Source organism: Nocardioides sp. YR527, from assembly GCF_900101045.1.
GTDB lineage: Bacteria > Actinomycetota > Actinomycetes > Propionibacteriales > Nocardioidaceae > Nocardioides.
The window spans coordinates 490,198-509,911 of record NZ_FNFN01000006.1; the positions used below are offsets into that span (position 1 = coordinate 490,198).

The 19,714-nt window shown below is 69.8% G+C and carries 21 protein-coding genes; 16 read left to right on the forward strand and 5 right to left on the reverse strand.

Annotated elements, in window-relative coordinates:
* Nucleotides 1-32: 32 nt before the first annotated feature.
* The 8 genes from BLT25_RS20635 to BLT25_RS20670 all read left to right on the forward strand — a co-directional run bounded on the left by BLT25_RS20635 (nucleotide 33) and on the right by BLT25_RS20670 (nucleotide 10,362).
* The gene (locus tag BLT25_RS20635; RefSeq protein ID WP_091049831.1) at nucleotides 33-878 is read left to right on the forward strand and encodes a hypothetical protein; all 846 of its coding nucleotides are present in this window, start codon (nucleotides 33-35) and stop codon (nucleotides 876-878) included.
* Between the two features lie 94 nt (nucleotides 879-972).
* Nucleotides 973-1,299 carry a PadR family transcriptional regulator gene (locus BLT25_RS20640; protein ID WP_176884102.1) on the forward strand — a complete coding sequence of 109 codons (327 nt, stop codon included), beginning with the start codon at nucleotides 973-975 and terminating at the stop codon, nucleotides 1,297-1,299.
* A complete protein-coding gene (locus tag BLT25_RS20645; protein ID WP_091049836.1) occupies nucleotides 1,296-2,456 on the forward strand; it encodes a DUF1700 domain-containing protein in 1,161 nt (386 codons plus the stop codon). Before BLT25_RS20640 ends, BLT25_RS20645 begins: the two co-directional genes overlap by 4 nt.
* Before the next feature lie 300 nt (nucleotides 2,457-2,756).
* Nucleotides 2,757-3,032, forward strand: a complete 276-nt coding sequence (gene rpsO, locus BLT25_RS20650) for a 30S ribosomal protein S15 (RefSeq protein WP_008363208.1) — start codon at nucleotides 2,757-2,759, stop codon at nucleotides 3,030-3,032.
* A gap of 140 nt (nucleotides 3,033-3,172) precedes the next feature.
* Entirely contained in the window at nucleotides 3,173-5,260 is a 2,088-nt protein-coding gene (locus BLT25_RS20655) for an MMPL family transporter (RefSeq protein ID WP_091049837.1), read from the forward strand.
* 23 nt (nucleotides 5,261-5,283) lie between these two features.
* On the forward strand, nucleotides 5,284-6,468 hold the full coding sequence (locus tag BLT25_RS20660; RefSeq protein ID WP_091049840.1) for a molybdopterin-dependent oxidoreductase: 1,185 nt from the start codon (nucleotides 5,284-5,286) through the stop codon (nucleotides 6,466-6,468).
* A 265-nt stretch (nucleotides 6,469-6,733) separates the two neighbouring features.
* A complete protein-coding gene (locus BLT25_RS20665; RefSeq protein ID WP_091049843.1) occupies nucleotides 6,734-8,995 on the forward strand; it encodes a polyribonucleotide nucleotidyltransferase in 2,262 nt (753 codons plus the stop codon).
* Nucleotides 8,992-10,362, forward strand: coding sequence for a M16 family metallopeptidase (locus tag BLT25_RS20670; RefSeq protein ID WP_371113348.1), 1,371 nt, complete (start codon nucleotides 8,992-8,994; stop codon nucleotides 10,360-10,362). The genes BLT25_RS20665 and BLT25_RS20670 overlap by 4 nt, the downstream gene beginning before the upstream one ends.
* 105 nt (nucleotides 10,363-10,467) lie before the next feature.
* Here BLT25_RS20670 and BLT25_RS20675 read toward each other — a convergent pair whose 3' ends face one another.
* Nucleotides 10,468-10,983: a class I SAM-dependent methyltransferase gene (locus BLT25_RS20675; protein ID WP_091049846.1), complete on the reverse strand. Its 516-nt coding sequence runs from the start codon at nucleotides 10,981-10,983 to the stop codon at nucleotides 10,468-10,470.
* A 131-nt stretch (nucleotides 10,984-11,114) separates the two neighbouring features.
* Between BLT25_RS20675 and dapB the strand changes: the two genes are divergently transcribed.
* Complete coding sequence (gene dapB, locus BLT25_RS20680; protein ID WP_091049849.1) at nucleotides 11,115-11,861, forward strand: 4-hydroxy-tetrahydrodipicolinate reductase; 747 nt, start codon at nucleotides 11,115-11,117, stop codon at nucleotides 11,859-11,861.
* 18 nt (nucleotides 11,862-11,879) lie between these two features.
* Here dapB and BLT25_RS20685 read toward each other — a convergent pair whose 3' ends face one another.
* Genes BLT25_RS20685 through BLT25_RS20695 form a run of 3 tightly spaced genes read right to left on the reverse strand, consistent with a single transcriptional unit; the run spans nucleotide 11,880 to nucleotide 14,649 of the window.
* Nucleotides 11,880-12,530 carry a GerMN domain-containing protein gene (locus BLT25_RS20685; protein ID WP_091049851.1) on the reverse strand — a complete coding sequence of 217 codons (651 nt, stop codon included), beginning with the start codon at nucleotides 12,528-12,530 and terminating at the stop codon, nucleotides 11,880-11,882.
* Complete coding sequence (locus BLT25_RS20690; RefSeq protein WP_091049854.1) at nucleotides 12,527-13,918, reverse strand: sensor histidine kinase; 1,392 nt, start codon at nucleotides 13,916-13,918, stop codon at nucleotides 12,527-12,529. The genes BLT25_RS20685 and BLT25_RS20690 overlap by 4 nt, the downstream gene beginning before the upstream one ends.
* Complete coding sequence (locus BLT25_RS20695) at nucleotides 13,915-14,649, reverse strand: response regulator transcription factor (RefSeq protein ID WP_091049856.1); 735 nt, start codon at nucleotides 14,647-14,649, stop codon at nucleotides 13,915-13,917. The genes BLT25_RS20690 and BLT25_RS20695 overlap by 4 nt, the downstream gene beginning before the upstream one ends.
* Nucleotides 14,650-14,871: 222 nt before the next feature.
* Here BLT25_RS20695 and BLT25_RS30500 point away from each other — a divergent pair, with 222 nt between their 5' ends.
* A complete protein-coding gene (locus BLT25_RS30500; RefSeq protein WP_256328703.1) occupies nucleotides 14,872-15,111 on the forward strand; it encodes an STAS domain-containing protein in 240 nt (79 codons plus the stop codon).
* Nucleotides 15,111-15,506, forward strand: coding sequence for a hypothetical protein (locus BLT25_RS20705; protein WP_091049858.1), 396 nt, complete (start codon nucleotides 15,111-15,113; stop codon nucleotides 15,504-15,506). Before BLT25_RS30500 ends, BLT25_RS20705 begins: the two co-directional genes overlap by 1 nt.
* Here the strand turns inward: BLT25_RS20705 and BLT25_RS20710 are convergent.
* Nucleotides 15,497-16,081: a DUF3043 domain-containing protein gene (locus BLT25_RS20710; protein ID WP_091049861.1), complete on the reverse strand. Its 585-nt coding sequence runs from the start codon at nucleotides 16,079-16,081 to the stop codon at nucleotides 15,497-15,499. The two genes, BLT25_RS20705 and BLT25_RS20710, sit on opposite strands and share 10 nt — an antisense overlap.
* A 187-nt stretch (nucleotides 16,082-16,268) precedes the next feature.
* Between BLT25_RS20710 and BLT25_RS20715 the strand changes: the two genes are divergently transcribed.
* Genes BLT25_RS20715 through BLT25_RS20735 form a run of 5 tightly spaced genes read left to right on the forward strand, consistent with a single transcriptional unit; the run spans nucleotide 16,269 to nucleotide 19,626 of the window.
* Nucleotides 16,269-17,051 carry a PspA/IM30 family protein gene (locus BLT25_RS20715; protein ID WP_218131428.1) on the forward strand — a complete coding sequence of 261 codons (783 nt, stop codon included), beginning with the start codon at nucleotides 16,269-16,271 and terminating at the stop codon, nucleotides 17,049-17,051.
* Nucleotides 17,048-17,326, forward strand: a complete 279-nt coding sequence (locus BLT25_RS20720; RefSeq protein WP_091049865.1) for a PspA-associated protein PspAA — start codon at nucleotides 17,048-17,050, stop codon at nucleotides 17,324-17,326. The genes BLT25_RS20715 and BLT25_RS20720 overlap by 4 nt, the downstream gene beginning before the upstream one ends.
* A 10-nt stretch (nucleotides 17,327-17,336) precedes the next feature.
* Entirely contained in the window at nucleotides 17,337-18,245 is a 909-nt protein-coding gene (htpX, locus tag BLT25_RS20725; RefSeq protein ID WP_091049866.1) for a zinc metalloprotease HtpX, read from the forward strand.
* Nucleotides 18,246-18,255: 10 nt separating this feature from the next.
* Complete coding sequence (locus tag BLT25_RS20730) at nucleotides 18,256-18,843, forward strand: PspA-associated protein PspAB (RefSeq protein WP_091049868.1); 588 nt, start codon at nucleotides 18,256-18,258, stop codon at nucleotides 18,841-18,843.
* Between the two features lie 3 nt (nucleotides 18,844-18,846).
* Complete coding sequence (locus BLT25_RS20735) at nucleotides 18,847-19,626, forward strand: class I SAM-dependent methyltransferase (protein WP_091049870.1); 780 nt, start codon at nucleotides 18,847-18,849, stop codon at nucleotides 19,624-19,626.
* Nucleotides 19,627-19,714: the final 88 nt, after the last annotated feature.

The window sequence follows — 19,714 nt, forward strand, 5'->3', positions numbered from 1 at the left end:
AGCGGGGTCCAGGTGCGGTTGAATTGTCGGTTATGGATCCCCACTCCACCCCAACGTCCGTCTACGAGACCGAGGTCGAGGCCGAGCGCCCCCGCGGCGGCATCCCGGCGTTCCTCAACGCGGTCCTGGTCACCGGTGGTCTCTGGGCCCTTCAGTTCCTCTCCGGCTCCGCGCCGTTCTCGACGTGGATCGAGGAGAACGGCAGCGAATCGGCCGGCTGGGTGGCCGCGCTGCTCGGTGACCGGCTCACCTACTTCGGCGACGGCTCCTTCAGCGGCCTCTTCTCCGGTGACGACCTGGGCCGCTCCGCCGTCCTCACCGGGACCGTCTTCGTGCTCACCTGGCTGATCACCTGGCTCAGCACCATCGGCATCTGGCCGCGGGCGTTCTGGCCGGTCTTCCTCGGCTGCTGGTTCGCGGCGATCCTCGCCACCGCAGCGGGGCAGGTCACCGGGAGTCTCTACGCCTACCTCACCGGTGGCTCCGACCTGTTCGTGGCCACGCTCGGCGACGCGCTCGAGCTGGGTGCCGCGTACGGGCTGACCTACGGGTGGGCGACCGGGCTCCTGATCGCGCTGATCTGGCTGGCGATCCCGGGCAAGATCGACGAGGTGGAGGAGTACACGCCGATGTCGTCGCTGATCTCCGGAGGCGGCTCGGGCGGTGGGCCCGGGGGAGCGCCCGGCGGCTACGGCCAGCAGCTGCGTACGAGCGTCGCGGTGCCGACCGCGCAGACCAGCCTCGCCCGCGTGTCCACCGGCCAACCGACCCAACCGGTCCAGGTGCGCACCTTCACCGGCCCGGCGCGCGGCCAGGGCCCGGCCGGCGACACGGCCGCCTGGAAGGACTTCGTCCGCGACGTCCGCGGCCGCTCCTAGAGAACTGCCGCCGGACCGGCGCCGCCGAGCTGCTCGGCGGCGCGCGGTGCAATGCTCTGGCAAGTAGTGCGCACTGCGTAGTAGTGTGCCAAGCATGGATACCACCCAGCTGCTCAAAGGGGTGCTCGACCTGACCGTCCTGGCTGTCGTCGACGGCGAGGACGCGTACGGCTATGACATCGTCCGCAAGCTCCGCGACAGCGGGCTCACGGACGTCGGCGACGCGTCGGTCTACGGCACCCTGCGGCGGCTGTACGCCGCCGGCGCCCTGACCTCCTACGTCGTCCCGTCGGAGTCCGGGCCGCACCGCAAGTACTACGGCATCACACCTGCCGGACAAGGCCAGCTCAAGCAGCAGAGCGAGGACTGGTCCCACTTCTCCACCACCGTCACCGAGATCTTGCAAGGGGCACGCGCATGACGACCACAGACGCCGAGGCGAACGTCGCGCCGGAGGTGCGGCTCTTCCTGGCTCGCGTACGCCGCGAGCTCGACGACCTCGACCCGGAGGTGCTCAGCGACATCACCGACGGGCTCGAGGCCGACTTCACCGAGCTGGTCGCCGAGCGCGGCCCCGATGCGCTCGGCGACCCGGTCGAGTACGCCAAGGAGCTGCGGGCGGCAGCGGGCATTCCGATGGGCGTGAGGGCGCCTCGGGGGCTCGCGGAGCGGGTCGACGGGCTCCTGGACGCCGGCCACGACCGCTTCGACGACGCGGTCGCCAAGGCCGGTGAGCTGGTGCGTACGGACCTGGGGCCCGTGGTCGCCTGGCTGCGGCCGCTGTGGTGGATCGTGCGCGCCTGGGCCGCGGTCTGGCTGGTCTCGGCGTTCTTCGGGTGGGGCATGTCGAGCGCTGCGGGGGTGGTGCTCCTCATCGTCGCGGTGGCGGTCAGCATGTTCATCGGCGCCGGGCGCGTCTGGCCCGGTGGGGAGCGGGGGACCGGCGCACGTGTCGTGCTCCTGGGCCTGAACACGTTCGCCGCTTTCGTGCTCTTCATGACCTGGGCGAGCGGAGGGGGCGGCACCGACTACGACCGCGGCTGGAGCGACGGCTACAACGAGGCCGGTGCCGGCGGCGGCTACGGCGCGCCGATCGACGAGCAGGCGGGGGTCTACTCCGGCGGGAAGTGGGTCAGCAACATCTACCCGTACGACGCCTCGGGCAAGCCGCTGACCGGCGTCCAGCTCTTCGACCAGGAGGGGAAGCCGATCGACGTGGTCACCCAGCCCGACTGCACCTCGACGACCGCCGCCCCGCTCCCGGCGCTCACCGATGCCGAGTCCGACATGGCCGAGGTCGTCTGCACCGACGAGATGACCGGCGAGCCGCTGCAGCCGCGGATCCTCTACCCGTGGTCCAACGGTGCAGCGCAGCTCTACAATGTCTTCCCGCTGCCCGGCCGGGTCCAGCCCGGCACCGCGCTCGACCCGAACGCGTTCGCGGACGGGAGCCAGGACGCACCGGCGATCCAGGAGCCACCGCTGGCGACCGTACCGAAGGCGTCGCTTCCCGGGATCGCGACGAGCTCGCCGAGCGCCTCGCCGAGCGCCTCGCCGAGCGCTGCTGAGAAGCCATGAGCTGATCGATGCAACCGAACCCGGCTCCACAGCGTCGAACTCAGTGGCGGAAGAGTAGAGGGGGAGAGCGATGAAGTTCTGGTGGAGGTTGCGTCGGCTGGTGGCGCGTCTCGTGCTCGTGGCCTGATCCGGCGGCGATTCGGGGCGTACGCCGGCTCGCTGTTAATCTTCTCGGGTTGTCGACCCATGGGGGTCGGCAGCTCAAGCCGTGAAATCGGCCGCGGACCAAGAGTGCCCCGGTGAACAGGCCCGGGCGCGCCGCGCAACGAGTAGGCCCACGGGCCGGAAGGGAGCCTTCGCATGGCAGTTGGAACTGACGCGGAGACCAAGAAGAAGATCATCGCCGAGTACGCCACGACCGAGGGTGACACCGGTTCGCCGGAGGTGCAGATCGCGCTGCTGTCGCACCGCATCTCCCACCTGACCGACCACCTCAAGGAGCACAAGCACGACCACCACAGCCGTCGTGGTCTGCTGCTGCTCGTCGGCCAGCGCCGCCGCCTTCTCAACTACCTTCAGAAGAAGGACATCGAGCGCTACCGCTCGATCATCGAGAAGCTCGGCCTTCGTCGTTGATCTCCTGATCTTCGTACGCGGCGGGTCGCCCCCATCTGGGGGCGGCCCGTTCGCCTGTTTTGGGGAGGTTCGGGCCTGAGGGGCACTCTCTGGGGTATTCCGGATGCGCTCCCGGGCATATCGGGCGCAGTCTTGAAACCGTGCATCGACAGATTGCGGGCACGTTGACCGGGCCCAGGACCAAGTACCTCGTCGTGGTGTTCTGGCTGCTCGCGGTGGTGGCCCTCGGTGGTTTCGCCGGGAAGCTCACCGAGGTGCAGAACAACGAGGCCAGCTCCTGGCTGCCGGCGTCGGCGGAGTCGACCCGGGGATTCGAGAGCATGAGCCCCTTCCAGAGCCCCAACGCGATCCCCACCACCCTCGTCTACACCTCGACCACCGTCACCGGAGCCGACCTGGCCGCGGTCGCCTCGGGCGACATCGCCGCGCTCGGCGAGCTCGACGGCGTCGAGGGCGAGATCGAGCCGCCGCTGCTGTCCAGTGACGGCGAGGTCGCCCAGCTCACGGTGACCTTCGACCTCGGCTCGGACGGCTGGAACAAGATGCCGGGCATCGTCGACGACATCCGCGAGATCGCCGACCATGACGACGTACGCCTGCACGTCACCGGCCAGGGTGGCTCCGCGGCCGACGCCGCGGAGGCGTTCGGCGGCATCGACACGACGCTGCTGCTGGCCGCGCTCACGGTGGTCGTGATCATCTTGCTGTTCGTCTATCGCAGCCCGGTGCTCTGGCTCTTCCCGATCATCTCGGTCGTGGTCGGCCTGGGCGTGACGATGGGCCTGGTCTACTTCCTGGCGAAGGAGGCAGGGCTGACCGTCAACGGCCAGAGCCAGGCCATCTTGAGCATCCTGGCGATCGGCGCCGGCACCGACTACGCCCTGCTCCTGGTCTCCCGCTACCGCGAGGAGCTGCGCAACTTCGAGGACCGCCACGACGCGATGGCGCATGCCCTGCACCGCGCCGCTCCGGCGATCCTCGCCAGCGCAGTGACCGTCATCCTGGCGATGCTCTGCCTGACCTTCGCGGAGATGAACTCGACCGCCGGGATGGGGCCGGTCGTCGCCGTGGGGATCGGGGTGACCTATCTCGTGATGGTCACCCTGCTGCCCGCCTTGCTGGTCATCTGCGGTCGATGGGTCTTCTGGCCGATGCGGCCGGCGTACGGATCGGCGGAGCCGACCGAGACCGGCCTGTGGGCGAAGGTGGGCGCGATGGTCTCGGTCCGCCCACGCGTGGTCTGGATCGTCACGACCGGCATCCTGCTGATCGCCTGCCTCGGTCTGCTGCGGCTCGATGCCAACGGGCTGGCCTCGGACGAGACCTACACGAAGGAGTTCGACTCGATCACCGGCCAGCAGGTGCTGGTCGACCACGACATGGCCGACCAGTCCAACCAGCTGCTCGTGGTCGCCGACTCGGGAGCGCAGGAGCAGGTGCAGCAGGCCCTCGACGGGGTCGAGGGGCTGGTGCCCACCGAGACCCCGGCGGGGGAGATGAAGGGCTTCCCCCTCGGCCCGCCGCAGGACGGTGTCGTCGCGATCGCGGCGGTGGTCGATGCGGACGTGACCTCGCCCGAGGCGTACGACATCGTGGACTCGGCACGTTCGGCCGTGCACGGCGTGGACGGCTCCGGCGCGCTGGTCACCGGCACCTCGGCGATGATGCTCGACACCCTCGAGGCCAGTCAGCGCGACAACCTGGTGATCATCCCGATCGTCCTGGTGGTCGTGCTGCTGGTGTTGATGGTGCTCCTGCGGGCCGTGGTCGCCCCGTTGATCCTGCTCGGCACGGTGATCCTCTCGTTCGGGGCGGCACTCGGCATCTCGGTGCTGATCTTCGAGTTCGTCTTCGGCTTCGCCGGCGCGGACCCTGGGTTCCCGCTGTTCGCCTTCGTGTTCCTGGTCGCGCTGGGCATCGACTACAACATCTTCCTGATGACCAGGGTGCGTGAGGAGGCGCAGGTCCGCGGCACCTGGGAAGGGTCGCTCGTCGGCCTGACCTCGACCGGAGGTGTGATCACCTCGGCGGGCGTCGTGCTCGCCGCGACGTTCCTGGTGCTCGGCTCGCTGCCGATGGTCTTCCTGGCCGAGATCGGGGTGACCGTCGCGCTGGGGGTCATGCTCGACACGATGATCGTGCGGTCGATCCTGGTCACCGCCATCAATCTCGATGCCGGCGACCGGATCTGGTGGCCGAGTCGACTGGCGAAACCTAAACAACAGTAAGTTGGTCATGTTAATATCCGGGCATGACGTCCCCAGGTCTGAACCGACGCACCTTCCTCGCCACCGCGGCGCTCGGGGCCGCAGCGGTGGGCACCACGCAGGTCACCGACTCGGTGAGGGCCGGTGCCGCCGCGGGTGCTCCCGCGATCCTCAAGCCGCTGCCCACCGAGCGGTTCGTCGACTACGGCACCAACGCCGAGACCCGCTGGGACTCGGTCGACCCGCGCCGCTACCTGACCCCGCAGGCCGACCTGTTCGTGCGCAACCACACCGCGACCCCGCGGATCGACCCGGAGACGTACGAGCTGGAGATCTTCGGCGACGGGCTGCGTGAGCCCGCCGGCGTCAGGCTGAGCCTCGAGGACCTCAAGGCCTTCCGGCACGTCGAGACGACCTCGGTGCACGAGTGCACCGGCAACGGCCGCAGCTTCTTCACCACCCAGCAGGGCCAGGAGGTCAGCGGCACCAGGTGGACGCTGGGCGCGGTGGGCGCGGTCCGTTGGAAGGGCGTACGCCTGGCGGACGTCCTGACCGCCGTCGGCATCCGTCAGGACGCGGTCTCGGTGCAGGCGAGCGGGCTCGATGCCGGCTACGTGGACAAGGGCGTCGACCACGGCCGGGTGCGGCGCCCGTTCCCGATCGAGAAGGCCCTCGACGACGCCCTGCTCGTCTGGGGCGCCAACGGTGAGGCCCTGCTGCCCGACCACGGTTTCCCGCTGCGGCTGCTGCTGCCCGGCTGGATCGGCATCGCGAGCATCAAGTGGCTCGGCTCGCTGGAGGTGTCCACGAGCGTGCTGACCTCGCCGTGGGACACCAAGTGGTACAACGTCGACGGCCCGCTCACCGTCAACCCGGTCCGCTCCGCCCTCGAGCTCGAGTGGAACGCCGAGATCCCGGCCGGCGACCGGATCGTGCTGAGCGGCCGCTCCTGGTCCGGCGCCGCGCCGATCGCACGCGTCGAGATCAGCACCGACGGGGGAGCGACGTGGGCGCGCGCGATCCAGCACGCGCCCGGCCGCCCCACCGGCGGCCACGGGCTCGGCTGGGCGCAGTGGGACCACACCTGGCGCAACCCCGAGCCGGGGGCGTACGAGATCCTCGTCCGGGCCACCGATCGGGCCGGGCGCACCCAGCCGGACGTCGCCGCCCACAACCCCGGTGGCTACCTCTTCGACGCCGTCGTACGTCACCCCGTCACCGTCGTGTGATGCCCCGCCGCAGGCACGCGCGTGCCTCCGTTCCGCATTTCGGGCGGGGGACGGATAGGCTGAGCGATGAGTGCTAGCGCAGCCGCGCAGGCACTCGGAAAATGGAACACATCACCAGGAGCGGCCCGCCCGTCCGGCTCGGTCCTCGGTAGTGATTCCCAGGTCCATCGCGGACCTGAGGGTCTCGATCGAAGACCGGCCCCGTGCACAACGAGTGCACACGCCCGGCGCGGGGGCGCTCCGAGACCTAGACAAGGACGAATCCTTGACTGAACCAGTCATCACTGCCGTCGAGACGACCATCGACAACGGCAAGTTCGGCACCCGCACCGTCAAGTTCGAGACCGGGCTGCTCGCCCGGCAGGCCGCGGGTTCCGTGACCGCCTACCTCGACGACGAGACGATGCTGCTCTCGGCGACCACCGCCTCCAAGCAGCCGAAGGACCACTTCGACTTCTTCCCGCTCACCATCGACGTCGAGGAGCGGATGTACGCCGCGGGCAAGATCCCCGGCTCGTTCTTCCGCTCCGAGGGCCGCCCGGGCGAGGACGCCATCCTCACCTGCCGCCTGATCGACCGCCCGCTGCGCCCGACCTTCAAGAAGGGTCTGCGCAACGAGGTCCAGGTCGTCATCACCGTCATGGCGCTCGACCCCGACCAGCCCTACGACGTGCTCGCGATCAACGCCGCGTCGATGTCCACCCAGCTCTCCGGCCTGCCGTTCTCCGGCCCGGTCGGCGGCGTGCGCGTCGCCCTGATCGAGGGCCAGTGGGTCGCCTTCCCGACCCACAGCCAGCTCGAGCACGCCGTCTTCGACATGGTCGTCGCCGGCCGCGTCACCGAGACCGGCGACGTCGCCATCATGATGGTCGAGGCCGAGGCCACCGAGGTCGCGTGGGAGCTCGTCCAGTCCGGCACCCAGGCGCCGACCGAGCCGATCGTTGCCGGTGGTCTGGACGCTGCCAAGCCGTTCATCAAGCAGCTGGTCGAGGCTCAGGCCGAGCTGGCCAAGCAGGCCGCCAAGCCGGTCCAGGACTTCCCGATCTTCCTGGACTTCCAGGACGACGTCTACGAGGCCGTCGAGGCCACCGTCGGCGCCGACGTCACCGACCTCTACACCGTCGGTGGCAAGCGCGAGCGCACGCTCGGCAAGCAGGAGCGCGACGAAGAGGCCGACCGGATCAAGGTTGCGCTGCTCGAGAAGCTCGGCGCCCAGTTCGAGGGCCGCGAGGGCGAGATCGGCGCTGCCTTCCGTGCGCTGACCAAGAAGGCCATCCGCGAGCAGGTCCTGCGCGACAAGGTCCGGATCGACGGTCGTGGCCTGGCCGACATCCGTCCGCTGCACGCCGAGGTCGGCGTGATCCCGCGGGTCCACGGCTCGGCGCTGTTCGAGCGCGGCGAGACCCAGATCCTGGGCGTCACCACCCTCGACATGCTCAAGATGGAGCAGCAGCTCGACACGCTCTCCCCGGAGAAGCACCGTCGCTACATGCACAAGTACGTCTTCCCGCCGTTCTCCACCGGCGAGACCGGCCGCGTGGGCTCGCCCAAGCGCCGCGAGGTCGGCCACGGCGCCCTGGCGCGTCGCGCCCTCCTGCCGGTGCTCCCGAGCCGCGAGGAGTTCCCCTACGCGATCCGCCAGCTCTCCGAGGCGATGGGCTCCAACGGCTCCACCTCGATGGGTTCGGTCTGCGCCTCGACCATGTCGCTGCTGCAGGCCGGTGTTCCGCTGAAGGCCCCGGTCGCCGGCATCGCGATGGGTCTGATCTCCGGTGAGATCGACGGCGAGACGAAGTACGTCGCGCTCACCGACATCCTCGGTGCCGAGGACGCCTTCGGCGACATGGACTTCAAGGTCGCCGGCACCCCGGAGTTCGTCACCGCGCTGCAGCTCGACACCAAGCTCGACGGCATCCCGGCCGAGGTCCTCGCGCAGGCCCTCAACCAGGCCAAGGACGCCCGCATGTCGATCCTCGAGGTGATGTCCGAGGCGATCTCCACCCCGGACGAGATGGCCCCGACCGCTCCGCGGATCATCACCGTGAAGGTCCCCGTGGACAAGATCGGCGAGGTCATCGGCCCGAAGGGCAAGGTGATCAACCAGATCCAGGAGGACACCGGCGCCCAGATCTCCATCGAGGACGACGGCACGGTGCTCATCGGCGCGACCGACGGCAACGCCGCCGAGGCCGCCCGTGCGGCGGTCAACGCGATCGCCAACCCGACCATGCCCGAGGTCGGCGAGCGCTACCTCGGCACGGTCGTGAAGACGACCAACTTCGGCGCCTTCGTCGCCCTGCTCCCGGGCAAGGACGGCCTGCTCCACATCACCAAGCTGCGCGCCCTCAACGGCGGCAAGCGGGTGGAGTCGGTCGAGGACGTCGTCGAGGTCGGCCAGAAGATCCAGGTCGAGATCGCCGAGATCGACGACCGCGGCAAGCTCTCGCTTGCCCCGGTCCTCGAGGAGGAGGCTCCTTCCGAGGAGACTCCTGCGGAGACCGCCACCGAGGCCGCAGACGAGGAGTGACCTTGGCGTCACGCAGCATCCGGGGGACCGGTCGACACGAGGGTGTCGGCCGGTCCTCCGGCTATAACCAGGAGCCCGGCACCACCGTCACGCTCGAGCAGACCGAGGTCAACGGCGCGGTGACGTCGCTGGTACGCCGCACGGTCCATCCCTCGGGCCTGCGGATCGTGACCGAGCAGATGGCCGGGGTCCGTTCGGCCGCCGTCGGCGTCTTCATCGGTGTCGGGTCCCGGGACGAGACCGCGCGTCAGCACGGCTGCTCCCACTTCCTCGAGCACCTGCTGTTCAAGGGCACCCCGTCGCGTACGGCCTTGGAGATCTCCTCCTCGATGGACCGCGTCGGTGGGGAGTTCAACGCCTACACCGCCAAGGAGTACACGTGCTTCCATGCGCGGGTGCTCGATGTCGACCTGCCCCTCGCCATCGACGTCGTGGGCGACATGCTGACCTCCTCGCTGATCACGGCCGAGGACGTGGAGGCCGAGCGGGACGTGATCCTCGACGAGATCGCGATGCACGACGACGACCCCGACGACGTGATCCACAACCTGGTCTCCGCGCAGGCGTGGGGTGCCGAGACACCGCTCGGGCGGGGCATCGCCGGCACGGAGGCATCGATCTCCGCGCTGACCCGTGAGGAGATCAACGACTTCTACCAGGCGCACTACGTGGCGCCCCGGATGGTCGTCTCGGTCGCCGGCAACCTGGACCACGACGAGGTCGTGGCGATGGTGGAGAAGGCGTTCTCCGGCTCGGAGTTCCTGCAGGTGCCGGCTGCGCCGGTGCCTCCGCGTGAGGGATCGCCGCTCGAGGTCGCTCCCGGGCAGGTCAGCGCCCAGCGGCCGCTGGAGCAGGTCAACGTCATCCTGGCCCGCGAGGGTCTGCAGCGAGGCGACGACCGGCGCTTCGCCTTCGAGGTGGTCAACACCGCTGTCGGCGGCGCGACCTCTTCACGGCTCTTCCAGGAGGTCCGCGAGCACCGCGGCCTGGCCTACTCGGTCTACTCCTACGCCTACAGCCACGCCGAGACGGGCCTCTTCGGGGTCCAGGTCGGCTGCCTGCCGGCCAAGCTCGACGAGGTCCTCGAGGTCGTACGCTCCGAGCTGGTGGCCGTCGCCCGCGACGGCATCACCGCCGAGGAGCTCGAGCTCGGCAAGGGCCAGCTGCGTGGCGGCCTCGTGCTGGGCCTGGAGGACTCGGCCTCCCGGATGTCCCGCATCGGCCGCGCCGAGCTGGTCCACCGCGAACTCTACTCGATCGACGAGGTGCTGGCACGGATCGACGCGGTCACCCTCGAGGAGTGCCGTGAGGTCGCGGCCGAGATCCTGACGCGCCCGGAGATCCTCGCGGTCGTGGGACCGGCCTGACGCCGAGTCGGCTCGTTCTGACCGGATTTCCTGCCGAGTCGGCTCGTCATGACGAGCCGACTCGGCGTGATTTGGTGTCAGGACGAGCCGACTCGGCGGTGAGTGTCAGCGCTTGCCGATGATCCCGACGGCGGCGGGGACCTTGGAGTCGACGATGGAGACGCGGAAGCCGGCGTCGGCCAGGGCCTTGCTCGACTTCTCGATGATCTCGGGGACCTGTTCGCGCTGGGTGGCCTCGTAGAAGAGGTTGACGGTGCCGCCGGGCAGCACGCGCTCATGGAGCAGCGCGATCTCGGCGGATGCGTCACGCACCCAGAACAGGTTGACGTTGAACGCGAATACCTTCGTCAGCCGCTTGACCGGGACCCGCAGCGTTGCGAGGTCGATCTGGCGGACGGTGAGGCGGCCCGCCTCCAGGTACTTCGCGCAACGTCGCTTCGTACGATCGACACCCGACTCCGAGCGGTCGATCGCAAACAGTTTTCCGGTCTCCAGCCGGCTACAGATCAGCTCGGCACCAGCCCCCGGGCCACAGCCGATCTCAAGGACATGATCGTTCGGTTGAATGTCCATGAAATCAACGGCCCAACGGATCCGAGCAGGGATCGTCTGCACCACCATGGGTCCAAGACTGCCAGATCCTCCTCCGGTTCCGTGCACAGCCCCTTCGACAAGCTCAGGACGAGCCTCGCAAATTGTTCACCGGATGGTGGTCGATCGTTGCTGGAGCGTGATCTATAAGGTGTGGCCTCATGACTAAGGTGGCTGTTCTCGGTGCACGTGGCAAGCTCGGTTCGGCGGTCTGCGATGCCGTCGATTCCGCCGACGACCTCGAGCTCGTCGCCAGGATCGGTCGTGGCGATGCGTTGTCGGCGATCACCGACGCCGGGGCGGAGGTGGCCGTCGACGTCACCACGCTCGAGGCGGTGATGGGCAACACGGAGTTCTGCCTGTCCCACGGCGTGCACACGGTGATCGGCACCTCGGGCTTCGGGCCCGACCGGGTCGAGCAGCTCGAGACCTGGCTCGCGAAGACCCCGGGCGTCGGCGCGATGGTGGTGCCCAACTTCTCGGTCGGCGCGGTGCTGATGATGCGGTTCGCCGAGCTCGCCGCCGCCCACTTCCCGTCGGTGGAGATCGTCGAGACCCACCACGAGCGGAAGGCCGACGCTCCTTCGGGTACGGCACGCAGGACCGCCGAGCTCGTCGCTGCGGCGCGCCGCGAGGCCGGGGTGGACCCGGCGCCCGACGCGACCACCTCGGCCCTCGACGGGGCTCGTGGGGCCTCTGTGGAGGGCATCCCGGTGCACTCTCTGCGGATGTCCGGATCGGTCGCCCACCAGGAGGTCATCCTCGGCGGTGTCGGCGAGCTCCTGACCATCCGCCACGACTCGCTCTCGCATGCCTCCTTCGCCCACGGCGTGCTCGCCGCGGTCCGCGGCATCGGCTCGCGGCCCGGGCTCACGATCGGCCTGGAGGAAGTCCTCGGTCTCGTCTGATCCTGGAGGAGAGCCGGCTCAGCCCGGGCAGAGGTCGCCGCGGCGGAGCCGCCTGTCCGTGGGCTGTTCGGCCGGATCGGCGAGCAGGCTGCGGTAGTCGTCGTGCCGCAGCGGTCCGTCGGCGAGCTCACCCGAGGACCGCGGCACCTGCAGCGGCTCGGCGTCGTACTCCATCTCCACCTGGTCCACGCCGGGGATCGAGGTCAGCGACAGCACCGTCTGCGCCGTCGCGAGCACGACCCGGTTGGTGGCGATCGTGTCCTCGGTCGAGATGCGGAGGTGGGCGGTGCGGTCGGTGATCGCCACGAGCTTCAGCCATCTGTCCGGCGGCAGGGCCGTGCCGAGGCCGGAGCCCAGGTCGCGCGCCGAGGGCCCGTCCCCGAGTTGGCCGAGGATGTCTCTCGCGACCCCGGCGAGGGTCTTCGAGCAGAAGCTCGCCGCTGGCCGGCCGACGAGCCGGCCCTCGGCGTCGACCCAGTAGAGCCGAGGCCCGGAGAGCCCGCTCGCCGTGCCCGAGGGGACCTCGTCCACGTCCTCGAGCAGGTGGTAGGGCACCTCCGTGGGGTCGACGGTGCGCACCTCGTCGTCGGTGGGGACTCCGCACGACGCCACCGCGAGCAGGAGGAGGCCGGCGGCGCCCGCCGCCCATGACGTACGCAGCGCCCTCATGACGCCTCTCGTCCCGAGGCGGTCCTCGCCGTGGGCGCCAGCGGGAAGGAGAGCACGAAGTCGGCGCCGCCGGAGTCGGCCTCACGACACCAGACCGAGCCGTCGTGGAGCTGCGCGGTCTGCGCGACGATGCTCAGCCCCAGTCCGCTCCCGGTGGTCGCGCCGCGGGCGCCCATCCGGGCGAACCTGTCGAAGATGCGCTCTCGTTCGGCGGCGGGGACCCCGGGTCCGGAGTCGATGACATGGATCTCGGCGTAGCCCCGACGGGCGATCGCGCGCACCGTGGTCAGTCCGCCGCCGTGGGTCTCCGCGTTGCGGACCAGGTTGGCCAGTGCCCGGTGCACCTGGAGCCGGTCGGCATAGATCGCGAGGTCGGCGGGGACCTCGACGGTGGCCCTGCCGCTGATCTCGGCCTCGGCGAGGGCCGCGGCGACCAGGTCCGCGACGCCGAGCACCTCCCACTCCGACTCGCGCACGCCCGCGTCGAGTCGTCCCAGCGTGATCAGGTCCTCGAGCGCACCACGGAACCGATCCAGCTCGCCGGCCATCAGCCCGACGGCGGTCGCCGAGCTCGGCGAGAGCGTGCTGTCGCCCTGCAGGACGCCGAGACTCGTGGTGAGGGTGGCGACCGGCGTACGGAGCTCGTGGCTGACGTCGGCCGCGAAGCGGGCGTCATGGTCGAGACGCTCGACGACGGTGTCGACCATCGTGTTGAACGACCCGGTGAGGGTGGCCAGGTCGGGGTCGTCGGTCGCCTCGACGCGGGTGTCGAGCTCCCCGGCGGAGATCCGTGCGGCGGCCAGCGCGACCTGTCGCAGCGGCCGTAGGACCCGGCGGGCGGCGTACCAACCCAGGACTCCGCCGGCGAGGGTCGTGACGGCCGCCGAGATCGCGAGCGCGTAGCCCATCGTGTCGAGGGTCTCGCTGAGCTCCTTGGCGTGGGTGACCTCGTAGTAGTCGGCGCCCACACCTTCGAGCGGGACGCCGACCACGATGTTGGGCCGGTCGCCGGTATCGGTCCAGGACAGCGCGACCTCTCCGGCCTCGACGCTGGTCGCGACGTTGCTGGTGGCGTCGTGGGCCTGCGTGGCGAGATCGGAGGAGTACCACTGGCCGTCCTGGTGGACGAAGACCGTGGTGCGCCTCGGTGGGGCGATCTCGGAGAGGACCTCGGCGACGTTCACGCCGTTCGTACGCAGCCGCTCCTTGACCAGTGCAGCGTCGATGTAGGCCTGCTGCAGTGCGTTGCGCTCGCGCTGGACGATCAGGTAGTGACGCGCGGAGAAGTAGGTGCTGAAGGCGAGGATCAGGCTGATCAACAGCGCGCCGGCGGCGAACGCCGCCACGACGTTGGCGCGCAGCCCGCGCCGGACCTGCCCCCGGATCACCGCGGGTCCAGCCGGTAACCCAGTCCACGGACCGTCGAGATGACCCCGCCGGCCACCGGGTCGTTGTCGACCTTGTTGCGCAACCGGCTGACGTGCACGTCGACGACCCGGACGTCGCCGTGGTGGCCCTCGGGCCACATCTGGCTGACCAGGTTCTCGCGGGTCATCACCCGGCCGGGACCGGCCGTCAGCGCCAGCAGGAGCTTGAACTCCGTGCTGGTCAGGTGCAGGTCCTCGGAGCCGCGACGCAGGGTGGCGGCGGCCGGGTCGAAGACCAGCGGTCCGTCGGTCGAGTCGAGCACGATGCCCCCGATCGGGGTGTAGCCGCCGGCGGAGGACACGAGCGGGTAGTCCGGGCGCCGCAGCGCGGCCTTGATCCGGGCCCTGACCTCGGCGACGTCGAACGGCTTGCGTACGTAGTCGTCCGCTCCTGCCTCCAGCGCCGCGACCACGTCCTTGGACCCGTCGCGGGCGCTGATCACGATGATCGGGGCGGTCGTCCGTGGGCGAACGCCGCGGATGAAGGTGAACCCGTCGATGCCACCGAGCATCAGGTCGACGAGCATCACGTCGAACGGCTCGGCGGCGTCCAGGTCGAGGGCGATCTCGGCATCGTCGGCCTCGCCGACCACGTACCCCTCCTGCTCGAGGAAGAGCCGGAGAGAGGTACGCAGCCCGTAGTCGTCCTCCAGGATGAGCACTCGCTTGGCTGCCTCTTGCACGTCCCGCATCGTCTCACCCGACCGGCCAGGAGGCCGAGCCGTGGCGGCCCACCGGCCGCAAGTGACACGAAACTGACACGAAACTGCGAAGGGCCCTCCATACGGCGTGGGCAGTGTGGGCCGCATGAGCGAGGAGGACTTCTACCCGCACGACGAGACCGTCGTCGTCCCGTTCTCGGACGCCACCTGCCTGCGCGGGCTATCCACAACCTGCGCTGGCGGCTGACGGAGATGCTCGCGGGAGGTCCGGAGGCGGTCGTGGTCGACCTGGCAGGTCTGACCGGGTTCTCCTCGACGACCGTCGCGGCGCTGCTGTGGGCCAAGCGGCGCTGCGGGAAGCGGGGCGTACCCCTTCGCCTCCGCAACGCCGACCCGGCGCTCGCCGGGCGGCTGCGCCGTGCCGGCCTCGACACCATCTGGGACATCCGTACGGCTCCGGCCACACCATCCCCCACCCGAAAGGTCACCTGATGAGCAACCACGTCCACGAGACGGAGGGCGAGGAAGCAGTCGAGCTGCTGACGCCGGACCAGGCGATGAGCCAGGTACGGGCGTGGACCGACTCACGGGTCGTCGGCGACCGCGCCGCCAACCGGCTCGAGGTGCTCGCCGCCTTCGGCGTCCACGTGGCCATCTCGAACCTGCCGGGCGAGATCTGGGTCAAGCTGGCGTGGCGTACGCCGACCCGGGTCGAGCTCTCCACGGGCTGGACGCTCACCTCGATGCCGGCCGCCGAGCCGGAGCCCTACGTCGCCGAGAAGCTGACCGACCTGGCCAGCGGCTGGAGCTTCCATCACCGCGGTGGCAGCGCCAGCCTGGTCTGCGAGGTCGAGGACCCGCCCGGGTCGGGCGAGCCTCAGCGGTAGTCGTCGGGGAGCTGGGAACCGATCTTGACCTGCGGCTTGGGCAGGCGCAGGGGGCGGATCTGGATGGAGCGCATGATCGCGTAGTAGGTGGTGCCCTTGAGGTCGTTGTCGGGGAAGCGGCGCTTGAGCTCCTTGCGGAGCAGGAAGCGCAGCGCGACCAGGTTGATGATCACGGTGGCCATCACGACAAGGGTGAAGAGCTGGGAGTACATCGCCAGCTCGAGGCTGATGTAGGGCACCACGAGCGCGATGATCAGCACCGGGAGCACGATCTCGGCGAAGGTGAACCGAGCGTCGATCCAGTCGCGGATGAAGCGCTTGACCGGGCCCTTGTCACGCAGCGGGAGGTAGCGCTCGTCGCCGGTCTTCATCGCCTGGCGCATCTTGTCGCCCTGGTCCGAGCGCTGGGCGCGGTTGGCCGCGTTGATCTCCTTGCGCGTACGCGGCTGCTTGAGGCGCGCCTTGCGCGCCGCCTCCGCTTCCTTGCGCGAAGGGGTCGGACGACCCTTGCCGATCTCCTTGACCGGGTTCTCGGGCTCGACGACCTGCGGGGCTGGGGACTTGCGACCGAACAACTTAAGTGACCTCTTACCTGTTGGCTGGGACACATACAGGGTATCCCGATGGGCCTTGACAGCGAGTTTTGTGGACCCGGCCTAAGGTGAGAGGCAACACTTGTCCTAGGACGACGAGAGTCCAGCGGCAAGCGACGACGCGGGGCGGCCGGCGGTCGGCCGCATATGAGAGGCGTAAAGGGAAGCGATGAGTGTGATGAAGCGGCTGAGCCTGGTCTTCAAGGCGAAGGCAAACAAGGCGCTCGACAAGGCCGAGGACCCACGGGAGGTGCTCGACTACAGCTACCAGAAGCAGCTTCAGATGCTGCAGCAGGTGCGCCGCGGTGTCGCGGACGTCGCGACCAGCCGCAAGCGCGTCGAGCTGCAGATCAACGGGCTCAAGCAGCAGTCCGACAAGCTCACCCAGCAGGCCCAGAAGGCCATCGAGATGAACCGCGAGGACCTGGCCCGCGAGGCCCTCACCCGCAAGAGCGGTCTCACCCAGCAGATGAACGACCTCAACACCCAGCTCGCCACCCTCCAGGGCGAGGAGGAGAAGCTGACCCTCGCCCAGCAGCGGCTGCAGGCCAAGGTGGAGTCCTTCCGCACCAAGAAGGAGACCATCAAGGCGACCTACACCGCCGCCGAGGCGCAGACCCGCATCAACGAGGCGATCTCCGGCATCGGCGAGGAGATGGGCGACGTCGGCATGGCCATGCAGCGTGCCGAGGACAAGACCCTGGAGATGCAGGCTCGCGCCGGCGCCGTCGACGAGCTGCTCGCCTCCGGTGCGCTCGACGACCTCACCGCCGGCCCCTCCGACGACATCACCCGTCAGCTCGACGCGCTCAGCTCGACCAGCGACGTCGAGGCCGAGCTCGCCGCGCTGAAGGGCCTCAGCGCCCCGCAGCAGACGCAGGCGCTTCCCGGTGCCGACGCCAACGCGCCGGTCATCGACGTGGAGTCGACCGAGAAGAAGGCCGAGCAGTGATCGTACGCATCCTGGGCGAGGGGCAGTACGACCTCGACGAGGCCTCCGTCGACAAGCTCAACGAGCTCGACGCCGCGGTCGAGACCGCCTGCAAAGGCACCGACGAGGCCGTCTTCGACGCGGCCCTGGAGGCGCTGCTCGAAGGCGTACGCTCGATGGGCACCGCCCACCCGGTCGACTCGATCGACTCCTCCGACCTGATCCTCCCGGGCCCCGGCTCCACGCTCGCCGAGGTCTCCGAGATGCTCGGCGACGAGGGCCTCATCCCCGGCTAGAACCAGAACCATGTCGCGCTTCCAAGGTGATGCCGGGCTGACCGCCCGGATGACCACGGTGATGTTCCTGCTCGGCGCGCTGTTCGTCGGGCTCATCGTGGCGCTGATGTTCGTCATGCCCGCGCAGTGGGCGCCGATCATCGGCATCGTCGGGCTCGGCATCGCCTGGTGGCAGTGGTACGCCTCCGACACCCTCGCGATGCGCGCCATGGGCGCGCGCGAGGTGTCGGCCCAGGAGGCCCCTGAGCTGCACGCGATGATCGATCGGCTGTGCACGCTGGCCGACATGCCGAAGCCGCGGGTCGGGATCGCGCACACCGACATGCCCAACGCCTTCGCCACGGGCCGCTCGCCGAAGCGGTCCGCGGTCGTGGTGACCACCGGCATCATGCAGCGCCTGAGCGCCGAGGAGCTCGAGGGCGTGCTCGCCCACGAGCTGTCCCACGTCGCCCATCGCGACGTGCTGGTGATGACGGTCGCCTCCTCGGCCGGCATCGTGGCCGGGATGCTGAGCCGCGGCTCCCAGTACGGCGCGCTCGCAGGTGGCGGCCGCCGTGACAACAACAACGGTCTCCCGGTGTGGCTGGTGGTGCTGCTGGTCTCGCTGGCCGTCTACGCCGTCTCGTGGCTGCTGCTGCGGATGCTGTCGCGCTACCGCGAGCTGGCTGCCGACCGGGCCGGTGCGCAGCTGACGATGAAGCCGGGTGCGCTGGCCAGCGCGCTGCAGAAGATCACGGGTGACATCTCCGCGATCCCGAGCAAGGACCTGCGGTCCTCGCAGGCGATGAACGCGTTCTTCATCGCGCCGGCGATCAGCGGCCAGTCGCTGCGTACGCTCACATCGACGCACCCCTCGCTGGAGCAGCGCCTGGAGCAGCTCGCCAGGATCGAGGCCGAGCTCGGCCGCCCGACCCAGTAGGGTCGGCTTCGTGGGCTTCTGGGACGTCATCACGGGTCGTACGCGACCGAAGCAGGCCAACCTCGACGCACTGTTCGCGGTGCCGACCGCCGCGCTGACCATGCAGACCTCGCTCGGGCTGGTCCCGACCGGCGACGGAGCGGTCTGCTACCGGGCCGCGGCCGGGGCCGGTTTCGCCGGCACGCAGAACGACATCGTCGAGCTCCTCGGTGCCTCCGAGGGCGCGCCGACGGTGACCACGAGCGTCGACGAGTTCGGCTTCACCTGGCTCAGCGTCGACCACGAGTCGCTGGACCCGGCCAACCCCGACATCACCGGACTGGTCACCGACCTCCACGCGGTCAACACCACCTTGGAGATGAACGGCTTCGGCCCCGGCCTGCTGTGCTCGCTGATCGCCTTCCGCGGCGCCGACGGACGCAGCGTCGGGCTGATCTACCTCTACAAGCAGGGCACCTTCTACCCCTTCGTCCCCACCGGCCCTCAGCAGCGCGACAACCTGCTCGAGATCAACGTCCGCAGCGCGATCGAGGGCGACCTTCCGGTCGAGAAGGATCTCTCCCGCTGGCTTGCCGTCTGGGGCGCCCCCGGGCTCTGAGCGATGGAACGGTCACGGAGCTTCGGCGCGGTCGCGGAGGACTACGAGCGGTTCCGTCCCGGCTACCCCGACGAGCTGGTGGCGCTGGTGAGCGAGGTCGCCGTCGGCCCGGTGCGACGGGCGATCGAGATCGGTGCCGGCACCGGGAAGGCGACCCGGACCTTCGCGGCCGCCGGGATCGAGGTGGTCGCGACCGACCCCGACGTCGACATGCTCGGCGTGCTCCGGCGCGAGTGCTCCGGACTGCCGGTGACCGCCGTGCACGCCGCCCTGGAGGAGCTCGACCCGGCGGCCTTCGAGCCGTTCGACCTGCTCTACGTGGCCGCCGCCTGGCACTGGACGGCGCCGGCGACGCGGTGGGACCTCGCCACCGGCCTGGTCCGCGACGGGGGAGCGGTGGCCTTCTTCGGCGGCCCGTTCGTGCTGGCCGACCACGAGGTCGCGGCCGTCGAGGACGAGCTGATCGCGGCGTACGCCCCCAAGGGCCGCCACGTGCCGGCGCCGTCAGCGGTGGACGCGCCGATGCTGTTCCCCGGGGACGAGATGCTGGCCGACGGCCGGCTGTGCGACGTACGCGAGCGGGAGGTGCCGCGCCGGTTCAGCCTCGCTCGTGCGGACTACGTGCGCCACCTCGACACCGTCTCCGCGGTCCGGATCCTCCCGGGCGCCGACCGGTCCGCGCTCTTCGCCGACCTGGCCGCGGTCCTCCCCGAGCAGGTGGAGGTGCGTGCGGACCTGATGGTCCACACCGCTCGCCGAGTCGGCGACGCGACCGATTCATAGCCTCTCCACAGGCGGAGCCGACCTCTCGCACAGCCACGCGCACGACAGTCCTCTCGTCAGACCTCCGGCGCCGCCGGGGCGTAGGAGA